Consider the following 16,009-nt stretch of genomic DNA (forward strand, 5'->3'; position numbering starts at 1 on the left):
AACTACAACTAAAATAGATAATTTAAGTCCTGTCATTCACGGTAAATTTCGCCATATCCTTCATTGCATGATTTAATCAGGTCTCTCTTTCTAGTTCGCAGATTTTTTCATGCAACTGATTATTTTTACTGGTGTTCAGGCTTCGGGTAAATCTTCTTTTTATTTACTGAATTTGCATCACAGCCATTTGCGGATTAATCTGGATATGCTGAAGACCCGGCACCGTGAAAATTTAATTTTTGAAGCGTGTTTAGCCAGTAAAGCCAAATGTGTCATTGATAATACCAACCCGACAAAAGCAGATCGCGCACGTTATATTGAGCGTGCTAAAGCTGCTGGCTTTTGAAGTGATTGCTTATTATTTTGAAACCGATTTAACCAGCACTTTAGAGCGTAATAGTTATCGTATCGGTAAAGCCAATATTCCTGAAGTCGGGGTTCGAGCGACTTATAAAAAACTGGAAATGCCCACTTTAGAGGAAGGCTTTACTGAAATTTACGTAGTGAAAATCATCGGTAATGGCGAGTTTTCTGTATTGCCTATGTCCTGCTAATCTTTTCTGATCAATTGATTTTACTGTTCACGCCATGTTTTAAAAGCAGTTTGCATCGCTTGCTGTGCTTCAGGTTTGGCTAAACGGCTTTCCATTATGGAAAAATCACCTTTATAAGCTGCAGCAACCATGGATTTTGCTAGCTCCTGAATACCCGCTCGACCCTGCTGTTTATAGGTTTGAATTTCATCCTCTGTTAAAACCAAGTCCCAGCAAGATACGACTGAACTCATATCTACAGCAATGCCGAGATAATACTGTTCAAAGTCTTGGTAAAGTTCCCAAAAGTGGGCTTCATGTTCAATGAGGTTCATAAGATAAAATTTGTGAATGGAATGAATTCAACTTAATACAGGGGATGAATAAAATATATGCAACTTTAGATATATCAATTAAGAAACTCATGCTTTTAATTGGGCATAAAAAAACCACCCTTTCGGGTGGTCTTTCAATCTCGAACCGTCTCTTATTGAGCGCGGTTTTTGATTTTGCGGATGGTTTCCAACTGAGCAGCAGTTTCTGCAAGAGCAGCCAAAGCAGCAGCAGAGTCCAAATCGCTCTTTTGATTAGCTAGCAAAGTTTCAGCATTTTTACGCGCTTCAAGAATTGCAGCTTCATCTAAGTTTTCAGCACGAACTGCAGTATCTGCAAGAACCGTAACAACATGCGGTTGAACTTCTAGAACACCACCAGATACATAGATCAACTCTTCTGTACCGTTTTCCAAAATAACGCGGATCGCGCCAGGTTGGAGCAAAGTTACTAGCGGAGCATGGCCAGGCATAATACCCAACTCACCGCCAGCACCTTTTGCAATTAGCATCGTTACAGTGCCAGAGTACAAAGACTCTTTTACACTTACAACATCACATTGCATAGTCGCCATGAGAATCTCCTAAATTAGAGCAGCTAATTAAAGTTTCTCGGCTTTAGCAATCACTTCGTCAATACCACCAACCATGTAGAACGCTTGTTCTGGGATGTGATCGTATTCACCAGCGAGAAGACCTTTAAAGCCACGAATCGTTTCTTTAAGAGATACTAATTTACCAGGAGCACCAGTAAATACTTCAGCTACGTGGAACGGTTGAGAGAAGAAACGCTGGATTTTACGCGCACGGTAAACAACCAGTTTATCTTCTTCAGCAAGCTCGTCCATACCAAGAATTGCGATAATGTCTTTCAATTCTTTATAACGTTGAAGAACGTTTTGAACTGAACGAGCAATTTCGTAATGCTCAGCACCAACTACTAGTGGATCAAGTTGGCGTGAAGTTGAGTCTAGTGGATCGATCGCTGGATAAATACCAGAAGATGCGATGTCACGGCTCAATACAACAGTTGCGTCTAAGTGAGCAAACGTTGTAGCAGGCGATGGATCTGTTAAGTCATCGGCAGGTACGTATACCGCTTGGATTGACGTAATAGAACCAGACTTAGTAGATGTAATACGTTCTTGAAGAACACCCATCTCTTCTGCAAGAGTTGGTTGGTAACCTACTGCAGATGGCATACGACCTAGAAGTGCAGACACTTCGGTACCAGCCAATGTGTAACGGTAAATGTTGTCAACAAACAACAATACGTCACGGCCTTTACCGTTTTCGTCTTTCTCGTCACGGAAATATTCAGCCATAGTCAAACCAGTCAACGCTACGCGTAAACGGTTTCCTGGTGGCTCATTCATCTGACCGTAGACCATTGCTACTTTGTCAAGAACGTTAGAATCTTTCATTTCGTGATAGAAGTCGTTACCTTCACGAGTACGCTCACCAACACCAGCAAACACAGATAAACCTGAGTGAGCTTTCGCGATGTTGTTGATTAATTCCATCATGTTTACAGTTTTACCAACACCGGCACCACCGAACAGACCAACTTTACCGCCTTTAGCAAACGGGCATAGTAAGTCGATGACTTTAATACCAGTTTCTAAAAGGTCAGTAGAAGCCGCTTGTTCAGCATAAGAAGGTGCTGCGCGGTGAATCGGTAAACGTGCTTCAGTCGCAACAGGACCAGCTTCGTCGATTGGTCGACCAAGAACGTCCATGATACGACCCAAACATGCAGTACCTACAGGTACAGAGATTGGAGCACCAGTATTAACTACGTTCAAACCACGCTTAAGGCCTTCAGTAGAACCCATTGCAATAGTACGAACTACGCCATCACCAAGTTGTTGCTGAACTTCTAAAGTAGTTTCAGTACCATCAACATGGAGAGCGTCATAGATCTTAGGAACGCTGTTGCGTTCAAACTCGACGTCGATTACCGCGCCGATGATCTGAATGATACGACCGCTATTCATTGCTGTCTCCTCAATTCAAAATAATGTTAAACGGCAGCGGCACCACCAACGATCTCAGAAATTTCCTGAGTAATCGCGGCTTGACGCAGCTTGTTATAAATAAGTTGTAGGCTCTTGATGATGTCACCTGCATTGTCGGTCGCAGCTTTCATTGCCACCATACGTGCAGATTGCTCACATGCGATGTTTTCAATCACACCCTGATACACCACAGACTCGATATAGCGAACCAACAAACCATTTAATAGCTCTTCAGCCTCTGGTTCATAAAGGTAATCCCAACCGTATGAACGGTTCAGATTCTCGCCTTCTTCAGCCGCTGCCAAAGGAACGAGTTGCTCAATCTTTTGATTTTGAGTCATGGCATTCACAAAGCCGTTTGATACAAGATAAATACGATCTAACTCGCCTTTATCATACGCATCCAACATCACCTGTACAGAACCAGATAACTGTTCAAGACTTGGAGCATCACCCACCTGAGTGGTTGCACCTAGCACTTTACCGCCGTAGTTTTTAAAAAACGAAACCGCTTTTTGACCAATTAAAGCAAATTGAACTTCAATTGACTGCTCTTGTTGCTGTTGGACGTGTTTAACCACTTTCTTGAACAGGTTAATGTTCAAACCACCAGCAAGGCCACGATCTGAAGACACAATGATATAGCCAACGCGTTTTACCGGACGTTCAACCATATAACGGTGTTTGTATTCAGGGTTCGCTTGGACCAAATGAGCAATTACACGGTGCATATTTTCGGCATACGGACGGCCTTGAGCCATGCGCTCTTGCGCACGACGCATTTTAGAAGCAGCTACCATCTGCATCGCACGCGTAATTTTCTGCGTCGACTTGATACTAGCTACTTTGGCGCGAATTTCTTTTAAATTTGCCATACGCTTAACCTAGTATTCGAAGGCTCTTTCAAGCCTCCGAAGGTTGATTCCGTGAACCAAGCCCACTAGCTTTTAGCAATTGCTAAAATTAGTAAGTTTGAGTCGCTTTAAAGCTTTCAATACCAGCTTTGAATGCTGCTTCGATTTCTTTATCCCAAGCACCAGTCTCGTCAATTTTTTGCATTAACGCAGCGTGTTCTGAACGGAAGTAAGAAACAAGCGCAGCATCAAATGCAACGATTTTCTTCACTTCAACGTCAGTCATATAACCTTCGTTAGATGCATAAATTGAAACAGCTTGGTCAGCAATTGAATATGGAGCATATTGTTTTTGCTTCATTAATTCAGTTACACGTTGACCATGTTCAAGTTGCTTACGAGTTGCTTCATCAAGGTCAGAAGCGAACTGAGCAAACGCTGCCAATTCACGGTATTGCGCCAAAGCAGTACGGATACCACCAGACAATTTTTTGATGATCTTGGTTTGCGCAGAACCACCTACACGAGATACAGAGATACCCGCGTTCACAGCAGGACGAATACCTGCGTTGAATAATGATGTTTCTAAGAAGATCTGACCATCTGTAATCGAAATCACGTTGGTCGGTACGAATGCAGATACGTCACCTGCTTGAGTTTCAATAATCGGCAATGCAGTTAATGAACCAGTTTGGCCTTTAACTTCACCGTTAGTGAATTTCTCAACGTAGTCAGCAGATACACGAGAAGCACGTTCAAGTAGACGTGAATGTAGATAGAACACGTCACCTGGATACGCTTCACGACCTGGTGGACGACGTAAAAGCAATGAAATTTGACGGTAAGCAACAGCTTGTTTAGACAAGTCATCATAAATGATTAACGCGTCTTCACCACGGTCACGGAAGTATTCGCCCATTGTACAGCCAGAATACGGAGCCAAATACAGCATTGCTGCTGGATCAGATGCACCTGCTGCGACAACAGTTGTATACGCCATAGCACCAGTTTCTTCCAGCTTGCGTACAACGTTAGCGATAGTCGATTGTTTTTGACCAATTGCTACGTATACACATTTAATGCCAGAGTTTTTCTGAGCGATGATCGCGTCGATCGCCATTGCTGTTTTACCAGTTTGACGGTCACCAATGATCAACTCACGTTGACCACGGCCTACAGGGATCATTGTATCTACTGATTTATAACCAGTTTGTACAGGTTCATCCACTGATTGACGCCAAATTACGCCTGGTGCTACTTTTTCAACAGCATCAGTTAATTTTGCATCAATTGGACCTTTAGCATCAATCGGGTTACCCAAAGCATCTACTACACGGCCTAAAAGTTCTGGACCAACCGGAACTTCTAATACACGACCTGTGCAACGCGCTTTTTGACCTTCTTGAAGGCTTAAGTAGTTACCTAAAACAACGACGCCCACTGAATCCTGTTCTAGGTTCAGTGCCATACCAAATAAGCCGCCGTCGAATTCGATCATTTCACCGTACATTGCATCAGCAAGGCCGTGAATACGCACAATACCGTCGGAAACCATAACAATGGTCCCTTCGTTCTTAGCGGTTGCGCTGGTGTCCAGATCGCCGATACGCTGTTTAATGAGCGCACTGATCTCGGATGGATTCAGTTGTTGCATTGCGCTATACCTCAATCTTTTTTAAGTTCAGTCTTCTTCTATGCAGTAATTTTTTACAAAAAATTACGCAAGAAGACGAGTCCGCATTTTTTCAAGCTTGTTAAGTGCAGAGTCATCTATCACTTGGTCGCCTGCACGAATAACCACACCCGCAATAAGGGCTGGATTAACTTCTACAGTTACATTTACTGCAGCGTTAAATTTTTTCTCTAACGCTTGAGCCAGTAATTGTTCCTGTACAGAAGTCACAGGGAATGCTGATTCAATCACAACATCCACAGTGTTGTTATTCTGTGATTTGAGCAGTTCATATTCTGTTTCAATTTCAGGTAACAACGCTAAACGATCGTTGTCTGCAAGAAGAGTCAAAAAGTTTGACACTTCTTGAGTTTGATTCTCACCTAAAACTTTTGCAAAAACACTGACCTGCTCAGCAGGAGTAAGCTCAGGGCGATTCAAATAAGCGGAAAATGCTTCGTCTTGCACCGCAGCACTGAGCACTTGTAACACATTCGACCAATTGTCAGTTGCACCTTGCTCAGAAGCGAAAGCAAATGCTGCTTTTGCGTACGGGCGTGCCAACGTCAAGAGTTCAGCCATAATCGCCTCGCTTAAAGTTTAGCAGCCAGCTGAGTAAGCATGGCATTGTGAGCTTCCGCATCAACTTGCTGGTTCAGAATTTTTTCTGCGCCAGTAACTGCCAAGGCAGCAACTTGTTGACGTAATTCTTCGCGTGCAGCATTGATTTCAGTGTCAACAGTTTCTTTCGCCTGTTGACGGATACGCTCACCTTCAGCAGATGCTTGAGTACGCGCTTCTTCGATCAATTGTGCACCACGACGGTTCGCTTGCTCGATCAATTGAGCCGCTTGTGCTTTTGCCGCATCTAATTCAGCTTTCACTTGAGCTTGCGCATCGGCAAGGTCAGCTTTTGCTTTTTCAGCAGCATTTAGCCCATCAGCGATACGACGCTGACGCTCACTAATCGCATTGATTAGTGGTGGCCATACAAACTTCATGCAGAATGCGACAAACATCGCAAATGCAATCGCTTGGCCAATCAATGTGAGGTTGATATTCATAGCTATTCCTCAATAGTTTAATTTAGGAATTAAGCTGATTAACCTACAAATGGATTAGCGAAGATGAAGAACAAGCCAATACCAACACCGATCATAGGCACAGCATCAAGAAGACCTGCGATTAAGAACATACGAGTTTGAAGTTGTGGAGCCAATTCTGGTTGACGTGCAACAGCTTCAAGGAAACGGCCGCCTAAAAGACCAAAACCAATCGCAGTACCTAAAGCACCAAAAGCGATCAAGATAGCAGATGCAATTGCAACTAGACCTAAAGTGAGTTCCATGAAAAATTCCTCAGAGGTTAGGTTTTACCCAATTAAATTAAAAATTGTACCCAACCATCTTATGATAGTTAGGCAATTACCATTAATGCTTTTCGCTTGCCATGCTCAAATATACGATAGTCAGCATCATGAAAATAAATGCTTGTAGCGTGATAATTAAGATATGGAAAATAGCCCATGGCACAGACAATGCCCATTGGATCCAGAACGGTAGTAACGCGATAAGGATGAAGATTAACTCACCCGCATACATGTTACCGAACAGTCGCAGAGCCAATGAAATTGGACGTGCAAGGAAAGTTACCAATTCCAAAAGCAAGTTAAATGGAATTAAAAGCGCTTTAGCGATTGGATTCTTTGGATTGAACGGGTTCAGCGCCAACTCACCAACAAAGCCACTCACACCTTTTTCACGAATACTGTAGAAAATGATTAGAGCGAATACAGATAAAGACATCCCTAATGTGATGTTTGGATCTGTTGTTGGTACGATTTTGAAATACACACTATGTGGATCCATTCCGAATACATTGCTACCAATAAGCGTAGCTAAATGAGGAATGAAATCTACCGGCATCAAATCCATTAAGTTCATGAGGAAAATCCACACGAAAATGGTCAGTGCAAGCGGTGCAATCAAACGTGACTTTCCGTGGAAAGTATCACGAACACTTGAATCAACAAACTCAATGATCATTTCAATTGCTGACTGGAACTTGGTAGGAACACCAGAGTTTGCAGCTTTCGCTACACACCAGAACAACAAACAGAAAATCAGACCAAGTCCGATAGACCAACCCATTGAATCCAAGTGAATAGCAGTGAACCCCATCTGTTGAGCTTCTTCAGCAGTCTCAGCCAACTTCCACGAGCCATCAGGCATCTTGCCATAGGTCATATTGGTCAAGTGATGCTTGATATACTCGGTCGAAGTGAGGGCATGTTCTTCAGCAGCCATAAATCACACCTGGTCAATGTCAAATACTAAATAGAGTGAACGAACATCGCGTGCTGCCTGATATCTCGTCCATCTCCTAAAAAACTTTTCAATTTTTTGTTGTGCTTAAACCCGTTTTTGTAGACGTGACGCTAAAAAAGGAGCGACCCACGACATGGCTTGAACGAGGATAAAACCACAAAACAACGCTGCCGCTGACAACGGTTTAACGTTACTTAAAATTAAAATGAAACCAACGATCACAATTGCAAACTTGCCCATCAGACCTCTATACATGTTCGAAAGAACCTGCTTTGAAGCTCGCGCACCTGCAGCTCGAAACGATTGCCAAGAAAAATAACAACTTGCAAGCCAGCACACCAACGCACCAAGTGCAGCGCTGTAAGCTGCAGTTGAGTCTTTCAGGACCCACCCTATCAAGGCTGAAACAGGAATCATGCATGCTTGTAAGATGACCAAAGCTTTCGCTAATCGTCGATCAATCATGCGACTAGTTCGGCTCATTATTTATTCACTCACAGCAATCATGCTTGACAAGTTTAGCTGATGATCGTTTTTAATCGCAGGCATTATAGAGTTACACCCCTGAACATGCAATCTTTTCCCGACCTAAGTCTGGTTTTTTTCAATGATTAAGTTGCTTTGTTACTAATCAATCACTGTTTATTTTTTGTATTACTTTCGTGCATTTAGCACACAGTTATGGGTTTGCTCGGCAAGTTTTTTCCAAGCCACGACAAAATCCCCTGCCCCACTCATACTTTCATCTACTGCTTGGAAGGTAATCGGATTCAATTTTTGGTATTGGTTTTTACTGGCATGTCCTTCTGCCAACAAGCACATATTACGATTTGGACGGCTATCATTTAGGTATTTAATTTGCGCCATGGTAGGTGCAACATGCGGATCATCGGTCAATGCGCCAGCGAATTTCAAATTTAAGGCACGCTCTAAATATTGATAAGCATCGTGATATGCCCAGTAAGTCTTTGCAGATGAGTTGGTATTATATTGTTGTGCAGTGAGTAACATCTCTTGTGCAAAGCGCTTGGCGTTCGCCCAATAGAGATCTTTATGTTCAGGTAATTGTTGTGAACGCAATGCAGCTATAAAGAAGCCAATCCGCACCGCATTATTTGGATCAAGCCAGACATGGGTATCCACAGTATTGTTTAAAGCGACCCTACGGGTATTGCGCTGCGGCAACGTTTGCACGATACCTGACTCTAAAACAGAAATAGCTTTGGGATTATCAGACAACAGCTTATCAAGCGGTGCTTCATGTGCCTTACCCAGCCAGATCACCAGTGATGCATCTAGAATGGCTTTGCGATGTGCAGGCGTAAGGGTGACATCATGTCCGGTTTGATCTGCCAATAACAGTACAGGCTTTTCAACCCCTTGCGTGATTTCTTCAGCAATAAGATAAATTGGATGCGTAGAGACCACTAAACTCTGTGACCAGCTTAAGGTACTGAATAAAGCAAGTGCACAAAATGCAAAGAAACGGGACATGAAAGAAGATCACCAAATATTCAACAGGTGTTATAATATAACAAATCGACAAAAATACCTACGTCTAATCGAAACCGGTGTCGCTTCATGTTAAGATTTAATGTCCATTTGTTTTTATAAATTTCGCACTTGAGGTTGGCTATGAGCTCATGTTCTCACGAACATCATAATGCATTACATGGCGTACATGACCATCATAATGTCGAAACACGACTTGCTGAAGCGGAAAGCCTCTGTATAACAAAAGGCGCGCGTTTAACTCCGTTACGCAAAGAAGTATTAGGACTAATTTTAAATGCCACAGGTCCTATGGGGGCATATGACTTATTGGCTAAAATCAAGAGCGATTCAGACCGCCCTGCTGCCCCACCGACGGTTTATCGTACTTTAGACTTTCTATTAGAAAAAGGCTTGATCCACCGTTTAACGTCTATTAATGCCTACATTCCTTGTTGTCATCCGCGTGAGGGCCATCAGGCTGCATTTTTAATTTGTACCAATTGTAAAAATGTCACAGAAGCCTCTGCACAGGGTTTATTAACACAATTAGATGCGCTTTCAGCATCTGATCAATTTACTGCACATCACAGTATTATTGAAATTTCTGGGATATGTCAGCAGTGTCGCAACAAATAATAACCGCCCTTCCATTGATTACATTAGACAAAATCAGTGTACGTATCGATGAGCGTGACATTTTAAAAAATGTCGATTTCGCCTTGCATGAGCGAGAAATTGTCACGCTGATTGGTCCGAATGGTGCGGGAAAATCTACCCTGATTAAAGTCCTTTTAGGGATTGTTAAAGCCAATGCAGGCAAAATTCATAGCAATAAAAAATTAAAATTTTCTTATGTACCACAAAAGTTTAATCCGTCGCATAGTCTGCCTTTACGCGTAAGCGACTTATTGGCTTTAGAAAAATGTGATGCCAATAGAAAAGCAGAAATTATTTACGATACCGGTATTACTAAATTACAAGATGCTAAAGTTCAGCAACTCTCAGGTGGTGAACGGCAACGTGTCTTGTTGGCACGTGCTTTACTGCGCCAACCCGATGTTCTGGTTCTGGATGAACCGATGCAAGGCTTAGATATTCAATCTGAAGCTGAACTATATGAATATGTTAGAAGCTTGCCGCTCAAATATGGCTGTGCGGTGTTAATGGTATCGCACGACCTGCAATGGGTCATGCAAGGAACCCATCGCGTGGTATGTTTAAATAAACATATCTGTTGCAGCGGCTTACCTGAAAACGTGCAGAAACATCCAGAGTATCAAGCCATTTTTGGCACCAACCGAGCATTCTATCAACATCATCATGATCATTGCGCGCATGGCGACAGTGCAACTCCGTGCCAACATGACCCCCGCCCTCATATTCACCCAGAACCGGAAGCTTAAGCCATGATGGAATGGTTACAACTATTGTTACCTGCATGGACCATGGGAACTTTACTGGTGTTTCTAACTGCGCCACTGGGTTGTTTAATGTTATGGCGACGGATGTCTTTTTTTGCCGACACCATGGCACATGGAACTTTACTAGGTGTAGCGATTGCCGGTGCCTTAAGCCTGCCGCTATGGTTAGGCGTGACTGCGTTGGCATTTTTATTGGTCGGTATTTTATGGGTGCTGCATGACCCTCGTCTGCCCAATGATGCACTGCTGGCTCTTTGTTCAGCCACCTTGCTCTGCTCTGGTTTAATGTTTATTCAACATATTCCAAGTTTGAGACCGGAACTGCTCAGCTATTTGTTTGGCGATCTGCTACAAATTTCATGGTCAGATCTACCTATGTTTGCTTTTGTCATTATTGCGGCTTTAGCTGTGTTGTATAAAAACTGGCAAGCACAAATTCAAATTGCGATTGATCCTGACATGGCAGTCAGTGAAGGCGTGAATGCTAAATGGCAGCGTCTGGTTTTTATGTTGTTATTGGCATTATTTACAGTTTTAGCACTTAAAGCGGTCGGTTCATTGCTGATGGGTGCTTTACTGGTGATTCCAGCATTAACTGCACGCTTACTGGCTAACTCTCCAAAACAGATGGTGATTTGGGCTTTTGTGATTGCACAAATCGGGATTAGTGTCGGTTTATGGTCAAGTGCAGGTTTAGATACCTCGACCGGCTTAACCATTGTGCTGACCATGGCAATTTTATTTGCGCTGATTTTTGCAGTGCAGAAAATGAAGAAGATTGCTTAGTCTTTCCTTTATATCCATTATTTTTTTAAGATGCTTTTTATTTTCCAACAACCTCTGCCTAACCCTCTCCTTTCAAGAGAGGGAAAAATCTTTACTAATTACTGATTAAACTCAGTAATCCGGCTGCACAGCTAAACAACACAGCAAAAGTTCGGTTCATATATTTCTGCTGTTTTTGAGATTTCAATAATCTTAAAACTTTAGCAGCCAGACCGGTATAGCCCGCCATCACGATCAAATCAATTGTGACCATGGTTGCGGCCATAATCAGATATTGAATCCCTTGTGGTTTGGACAAATCCAAAAACTGTGGCAATACTGCAAGTAAAAACACAATCGCTTTGGGATTACTCATATTGATCAAAAAACCATGCAAGACCAATTTGGCAATTGATTTATCCGGTTGTTCCTGTTGAATTTCAATCGACTGAGTCGGTGCTTTCCATTGCAGATAAGCTAAATACAATAAATAGCTTACCCCGAACCATTTCACCACTAGAAAAGCCCAAGGCGTCGTTGCAAAAAGCACCCCTACCCCAGCAGCCACAATTCCGATTTGTAGCAATAATGCGAGTTGTAAACCTAACGCATTCCAGTAGCCACGGCGGAAGCCATAATTCAAACCACTGGACATAGATGCAATTGCACCTGCGCCAGGTGAAATGCTAATCACCCAACAAGCCAACATATACGCTAGCCAAACTTGGTAAGACATAAAATATAAGCAGATAAAAATTTGTGACTATTATATGACTTTTTATCTTTTAAATGCTTTAAAAATCAACCAACAAAAAATAAGTTTTAGACTATTCACCTCTGCAGTGATAAGGCACAATAAAGCCAGCCACGTATTTTATAAAAATTGTTAGGAGCCATGTATGACTGCCCAATCTGTAATTTTACCATTACCTTCAGATCATGCCCGGTTTATTGTTTTGCGTTTAAAAGACTTAACAATTGATGAGTTAAAAGAAAAACTTGAAGATTTATTTACTACACGGGATCGTTTAATCACCCAGCATCCTAACGCGCAAATTAAGACGGGTGTCGCTTTTGGTCCTGAACTTTGGGCAAAACTATATAGCCAGACACCTGCAGGTTTTAAACAACTAGAGCCGATTCAAGGGTCATTTCAAATGCCTGTTGCCGCTGCTGATCTATTGATTCATGTGGCATCTCAACGCACTGACATTTGTTTTGCTTTAAGTCAGTCTTTCTTTGAAGGGATTCAAGATAAAGTTGAAGTACTGGATGAACGTGTATGTTTCCGTTATTTCGATGGACGTGATATTACCGGTTTTATTGATGGAACTGAAAATCCACAATTTCCCGATGACCGTGCCGAAGTCGCTTTACTGGGTGAAGATGCCGGAATTTTTGCCGATGGTTCATTTGTATTCGCCCAACGTTATGCACATAATCTGGAAAAATGGAAACAGTTAAAAGTTGATGCCCAAGAAAATGTGATGGGTCGAACCAAGTTAGAATCGATTGAAATGGATGATGAGGTTAAACCGAAGAATGCCCATATTGCCCGTGTAGTGATTGAGGATGAGAAAGGCGAAGAAATGGAAATTTTACGTCACTCTCTTCCGTATGGAGAAGGTCGAGGTGACCAAGGTTTGTTCTTTATTGCTTATACCAAGAACTTAGAAATTATCGACCATATGTTAAAACATATGTTTGGTACAGCTGGCGACGGTATTCATGACCGCCTGCTTCACTTCGTAACGCCGATGGATGGGGCTTATTATTTTGCGCCGAGTGAGGAGTTGTTAGAAGAAGTTTTGGAAGGTTAATTTAAAAAGAAGCAGCTAAAAATTCAGCTGCTTCTTTTTAACTAATTTTTAGATATCAATTCTGCAGTTTGAATACCAATATTTTCACAACCTAGGGTAGAAGATAGGCATTTTAACTTTTTATTTAAATTTACTTTAAATGTTCCGATTTTATTTTTTTCAGCATATTTTATATTGGCTAAATATACATAGTTACTAGTTTTAGTATTAAATGTAAATTGATCTTCTTGCAATAAATCAATTTTACCATCTATTGTATTACTATCTGAGTTCAAAACATCAATTAACACATAATTATTATTCTTAATATCATAAATATAGGTTTCAACAGAATTATTTCTATATGGAGATTCCACATAATCAATAATACTATTTTTCCGTACTCTAAATGCAAATACATCTTTATCATTATATAGAAGATGAAAATCAACATCTGATTTTAAAGAGACTGTACTTCTAAAAACTCTATAGATACCTGAATTATTAAGAACCTCTACTCCATAATTTTTTAAAGTATATTTAATATTTTTTTTATTCTTTTCTACATTTCCATAATCCACCAACTTAACTTTAAGTTTAGAGTTAATCATAGAGTATTTATTATAAATATCAATATATTCTATTGGTTTATTTACTTGTATTGAGTCTTGTTCTATATCATTCCATGAATTATTTGATTTAGCAAAAACATTAACAACAAAAGCATTACTAATAAAAATTATTGCAAAAAAAATTAGTTTTTTCATAATTAACCTATTATATTAATTTAGTATATTAACTGAGCATCTATAAAGGGTATGGGATCTATTCTTCCTACTAAACCTTTACCCAGTAATGCTGAGCTTCTTGCTTCAAAATGTAAATGTGCACCTTTAGCGATAGTAGTCATAGTATTCGCATTACCAGTTGCTCCTGATAATCCTAATTTTTCCCCCACATCAACTATATCATCTACATTCACTTTAATATCCGATAAATGAGCATAAAAAAAGTATATATATTTACCAGTTATATTTTTTTGTGCTTGTTTTTTCTGCTTATCTGGCAAATCACTAATAGCAACTTTTAGAACAATCACTTTGCCATAATCACCACCAGTATTCTTTGCAAAAACAATCGTTCCACTGCAAACAGCATAGATCGGATTTCCAGGATTCACTTGTAAGTCAACACCTTGATGATTTTTTTTACCATTATCTCTGACCTTGCCAAATGTAGCCCCCTTTGCATTAGCTAAACCTGCTGTTCTTAACTTACAAATATTTAAAGGATTATGCCAACCGTCTGCTCCACCTACTTCATTTGTTCCACCTTGCACTGTAGTTTCTATATTTCTTATTTTTTCTTCTTTGGAGGGATTATTAACTGGAGCTGAGTTTGATGCTTTAGGAGTCGGGTTAGGAATAGCTTGCCCTTTTAACAGTTTAATCGTTTCATCCATACTTAAGTTAACACCAGAAGTTTTTCTTTTATCTACAACATACTGATATATATTAATATGACCATCAATATAGTTCCTTAGCCAAGCCCCATACGCTGCCTTTGCATTATTGTTATATCTTTTTAAAATTTCATCAGCTTGTTTAGAATCCATCTGGTTATAAAGTAAATGCTTGGCTCTATCTTGGCTAAAAGAATTATTTACGAATTGTCTAGCACCGCCGGCACCTTCATGATGTAAAAGATAGGCAAACTTAGCCATAGCACTAGGTTCTATTAAATTTTGATATGGTAGTTTTGAAGTTTTAAAATTACAAACAGCATACGCCGCAGCAGCATCAATTGACATTTCACCATCATACCGAAGATCTAATTTTGCTTGTCTCGAAAGACTAGAATGCTTGGCAACAAACTGACCTATTAAAGAATTACTATTGCTGCACATTTCTAACCAAGTACCTTCGAGAAATTGGGTTAACCCGGCAGCCTTACTTTTTTTATTGTAACTTTTCTCATTCCATTCCCCTGTATTTTTTTTTGCAGCTTCAGCTTCTATAAATGCAGTTAATGCCTCAGGAGCAAAACCATGTTTTTTTGAAGCACTAATAATATATGCCCTATATTTATTATTAATGGGCTTCAATAAAAGATTATCTTCTGTAAATTGAGATGCGATTACATGTGTACTATTTCCATTTTCTGTTCTTTTTTGTTCATTTCTATCGTGAGGCATTTGGAATTTTTCTGATGACGTTACAGTTTTAGCTTTACTTGGACCTTGAGATATGTTATTTACACCATCAATAATCGGTTTTCCAATACTTTTTAAATGTTTAAGAATACTTAGTGTTGAATCTTGAGCTATTCCTTCTTTTGGGTAATGTGTTCCTTTAACTTTTACCTTACGAGAGGTTAAACGTAGAATTTTTGTACCTATTGGCAAACTTTTATGATTAGCAATAAGGTCAAAATCTCCCTGAATATTCTTAAAATAAACCTTTAAACCTTTTGAATGATCTTCCACTAAAATATTATCAAAATTAGCATTTAATGTATTTTTAGTTATTGTTTTACCATCAAATTCCAGTTTAATTGTTGCTTTTAAGATGGGATTAAAAGATAAATCCATTAAAACTATTTTTAGTTTAGTTTCATATTTATCAATATTATTTTGATCTTCAACTAAATGTATTTTTTGTCCTATATGTAAATTATGAATTTTTTTAGCTGATATTGAATTGATTCTACTTAGCTCTTTTACTGTTATTTGATATTTTTTAGAAATACCCCAAAGAGTATCTCCAGCTTTAATCACATGAAAATTTGACATAAA

Annotated in this window: 18 protein-coding genes and 1 pseudogene; 5 read left to right on the forward strand and 14 right to left on the reverse strand. The window is 40.1% G+C overall.

Features of this window, described 5'->3' with window-relative positions; all coding sequences use genetic code 11:
* Window positions 1-109 precede the first annotated feature (109 nt).
* Window positions 110-554 (forward strand): annotated as a pseudogene (locus tag AC3CAU_RS14530) (AAA family ATPase).
* Between the two features lie 20 nt (window positions 555-574).
* Here the strand turns inward: AC3CAU_RS14530 and AC3CAU_RS14535 are convergent.
* From AC3CAU_RS14535 to AC3CAU_RS14585, 11 genes are all read right to left on the reverse strand, one after another.
* Window positions 575-868, reverse strand: a complete 294-nt coding sequence (locus AC3CAU_RS14535) for a hypothetical protein (protein WP_424621176.1) — start codon at window positions 866-868, stop codon at window positions 575-577.
* A 152-nt stretch (window positions 869-1,020) separates the two neighbouring features.
* Entirely contained in the window at window positions 1,021-1,440 is a 420-nt protein-coding gene (locus AC3CAU_RS14540) for a F0F1 ATP synthase subunit epsilon (protein WP_447053888.1), read from the reverse strand.
* A 27-nt stretch (window positions 1,441-1,467) separates the two neighbouring features.
* Window positions 1,468-2,862: a F0F1 ATP synthase subunit beta gene (atpD, locus tag AC3CAU_RS14545; protein ID WP_131217717.1), complete on the reverse strand. Its 1,395-nt coding sequence runs from the start codon at window positions 2,860-2,862 to the stop codon at window positions 1,468-1,470.
* Window positions 2,863-2,888: 26 nt separating this feature from the next.
* Window positions 2,889-3,758 carry a F0F1 ATP synthase subunit gamma gene (gene atpG, locus AC3CAU_RS14550; protein WP_131217718.1) on the reverse strand — a complete coding sequence of 290 codons (870 nt, stop codon included), beginning with the start codon at window positions 3,756-3,758 and terminating at the stop codon, window positions 2,889-2,891.
* An 88-nt stretch (window positions 3,759-3,846) separates the two neighbouring features.
* Entirely contained in the window at window positions 3,847-5,391 is a 1,545-nt protein-coding gene (atpA, locus tag AC3CAU_RS14555; RefSeq protein WP_131217719.1) for a F0F1 ATP synthase subunit alpha, read from the reverse strand.
* 63 nt (window positions 5,392-5,454) lie between these two features.
* On the reverse strand, window positions 5,455-5,991 hold the full coding sequence (locus tag AC3CAU_RS14560; RefSeq protein WP_067725897.1) for a F0F1 ATP synthase subunit delta: 537 nt from the start codon (window positions 5,989-5,991) through the stop codon (window positions 5,455-5,457).
* Window positions 5,992-6,002: 11 nt separating this feature from the next.
* The gene (locus AC3CAU_RS14565; RefSeq protein WP_067725895.1) at window positions 6,003-6,473 is read right to left on the reverse strand and encodes a F0F1 ATP synthase subunit B; all 471 of its coding nucleotides are present in this window, start codon (window positions 6,471-6,473) and stop codon (window positions 6,003-6,005) included.
* A 38-nt stretch (window positions 6,474-6,511) separates the two neighbouring features.
* Entirely contained in the window at window positions 6,512-6,757 is a 246-nt protein-coding gene (gene atpE / locus AC3CAU_RS14570) for a F0F1 ATP synthase subunit C (RefSeq protein WP_000424060.1), read from the reverse strand.
* 82 nt (window positions 6,758-6,839) lie between these two features.
* Window positions 6,840-7,715 carry a F0F1 ATP synthase subunit A gene (gene atpB / locus AC3CAU_RS14575; protein ID WP_131217720.1) on the reverse strand — a complete coding sequence of 292 codons (876 nt, stop codon included), beginning with the start codon at window positions 7,713-7,715 and terminating at the stop codon, window positions 6,840-6,842.
* Window positions 7,716-7,820: 105 nt separating this feature from the next.
* Window positions 7,821-8,219 carry an ATP synthase subunit I gene (locus AC3CAU_RS14580; protein WP_131217721.1) on the reverse strand — a complete coding sequence of 133 codons (399 nt, stop codon included), beginning with the start codon at window positions 8,217-8,219 and terminating at the stop codon, window positions 7,821-7,823.
* Window positions 8,220-8,390: 171 nt separating this feature from the next.
* Entirely contained in the window at window positions 8,391-9,230 is an 840-nt protein-coding gene (locus AC3CAU_RS14585) for a metal ABC transporter solute-binding protein, Zn/Mn family (protein WP_447053887.1), read from the reverse strand.
* Between the two features lie 141 nt (window positions 9,231-9,371).
* Here AC3CAU_RS14585 and AC3CAU_RS14590 point away from each other — a divergent pair, with 141 nt between their 5' ends.
* Genes AC3CAU_RS14590 through znuB form a run of 3 tightly spaced genes read left to right on the forward strand, consistent with a single transcriptional unit; the run spans window position 9,372 to window position 11,437 of the window.
* A complete protein-coding gene (locus tag AC3CAU_RS14590) occupies window positions 9,372-9,866 on the forward strand; it encodes a transcriptional repressor (RefSeq protein WP_131217723.1) in 495 nt (164 codons plus the stop codon).
* Window positions 9,842-10,633, forward strand: a complete 792-nt coding sequence (gene znuC, locus AC3CAU_RS14595; RefSeq protein ID WP_447053886.1) for a zinc ABC transporter ATP-binding protein ZnuC — start codon at window positions 9,842-9,844, stop codon at window positions 10,631-10,633. The genes AC3CAU_RS14590 and znuC overlap by 25 nt, the downstream gene beginning before the upstream one ends.
* A gap of 3 nt (window positions 10,634-10,636) precedes the next feature.
* Complete coding sequence (gene znuB, locus AC3CAU_RS14600) at window positions 10,637-11,437, forward strand: zinc ABC transporter permease subunit ZnuB (RefSeq protein WP_424621170.1); 801 nt, start codon at window positions 10,637-10,639, stop codon at window positions 11,435-11,437.
* 94 nt (window positions 11,438-11,531) lie between these two features.
* Here the strand turns inward: znuB and AC3CAU_RS14605 are convergent, their stop codons facing one another.
* Window positions 11,532-12,152: a LysE family transporter gene (locus AC3CAU_RS14605; RefSeq protein ID WP_424621168.1), complete on the reverse strand. Its 621-nt coding sequence runs from the start codon at window positions 12,150-12,152 to the stop codon at window positions 11,532-11,534.
* A 163-nt stretch (window positions 12,153-12,315) separates the two neighbouring features.
* Between AC3CAU_RS14605 and AC3CAU_RS14610 the strand changes: the two genes are divergently transcribed.
* Window positions 12,316-13,236, forward strand: coding sequence for a Dyp-type peroxidase (locus AC3CAU_RS14610; RefSeq protein ID WP_447053885.1), 921 nt, complete (start codon window positions 12,316-12,318; stop codon window positions 13,234-13,236).
* Window positions 13,237-13,277: 41 nt separating this feature from the next.
* On the opposite strand, the gene AC3CAU_RS14615 is transcribed toward AC3CAU_RS14610, so the two are convergent.
* Together AC3CAU_RS14615 and AC3CAU_RS14620 are read right to left on the reverse strand one after the other, a co-directional pair.
* Window positions 13,278-13,982: a hypothetical protein gene (locus tag AC3CAU_RS14615; protein WP_447053884.1), complete on the reverse strand. Its 705-nt coding sequence runs from the start codon at window positions 13,980-13,982 to the stop codon at window positions 13,278-13,280.
* A gap of 20 nt (window positions 13,983-14,002) precedes the next feature.
* On the reverse strand, window positions 14,003-16,006 hold the full coding sequence (locus AC3CAU_RS14620; RefSeq protein ID WP_447054355.1) for a LysM peptidoglycan-binding domain-containing M23 family metallopeptidase: 2,004 nt from the start codon (window positions 16,004-16,006) through the stop codon (window positions 14,003-14,005).
* Between the last annotated feature and the right edge of the window lie 3 nt (window positions 16,007-16,009).

This window comes from Acinetobacter sp. GG23 (assembly GCF_057766365.1).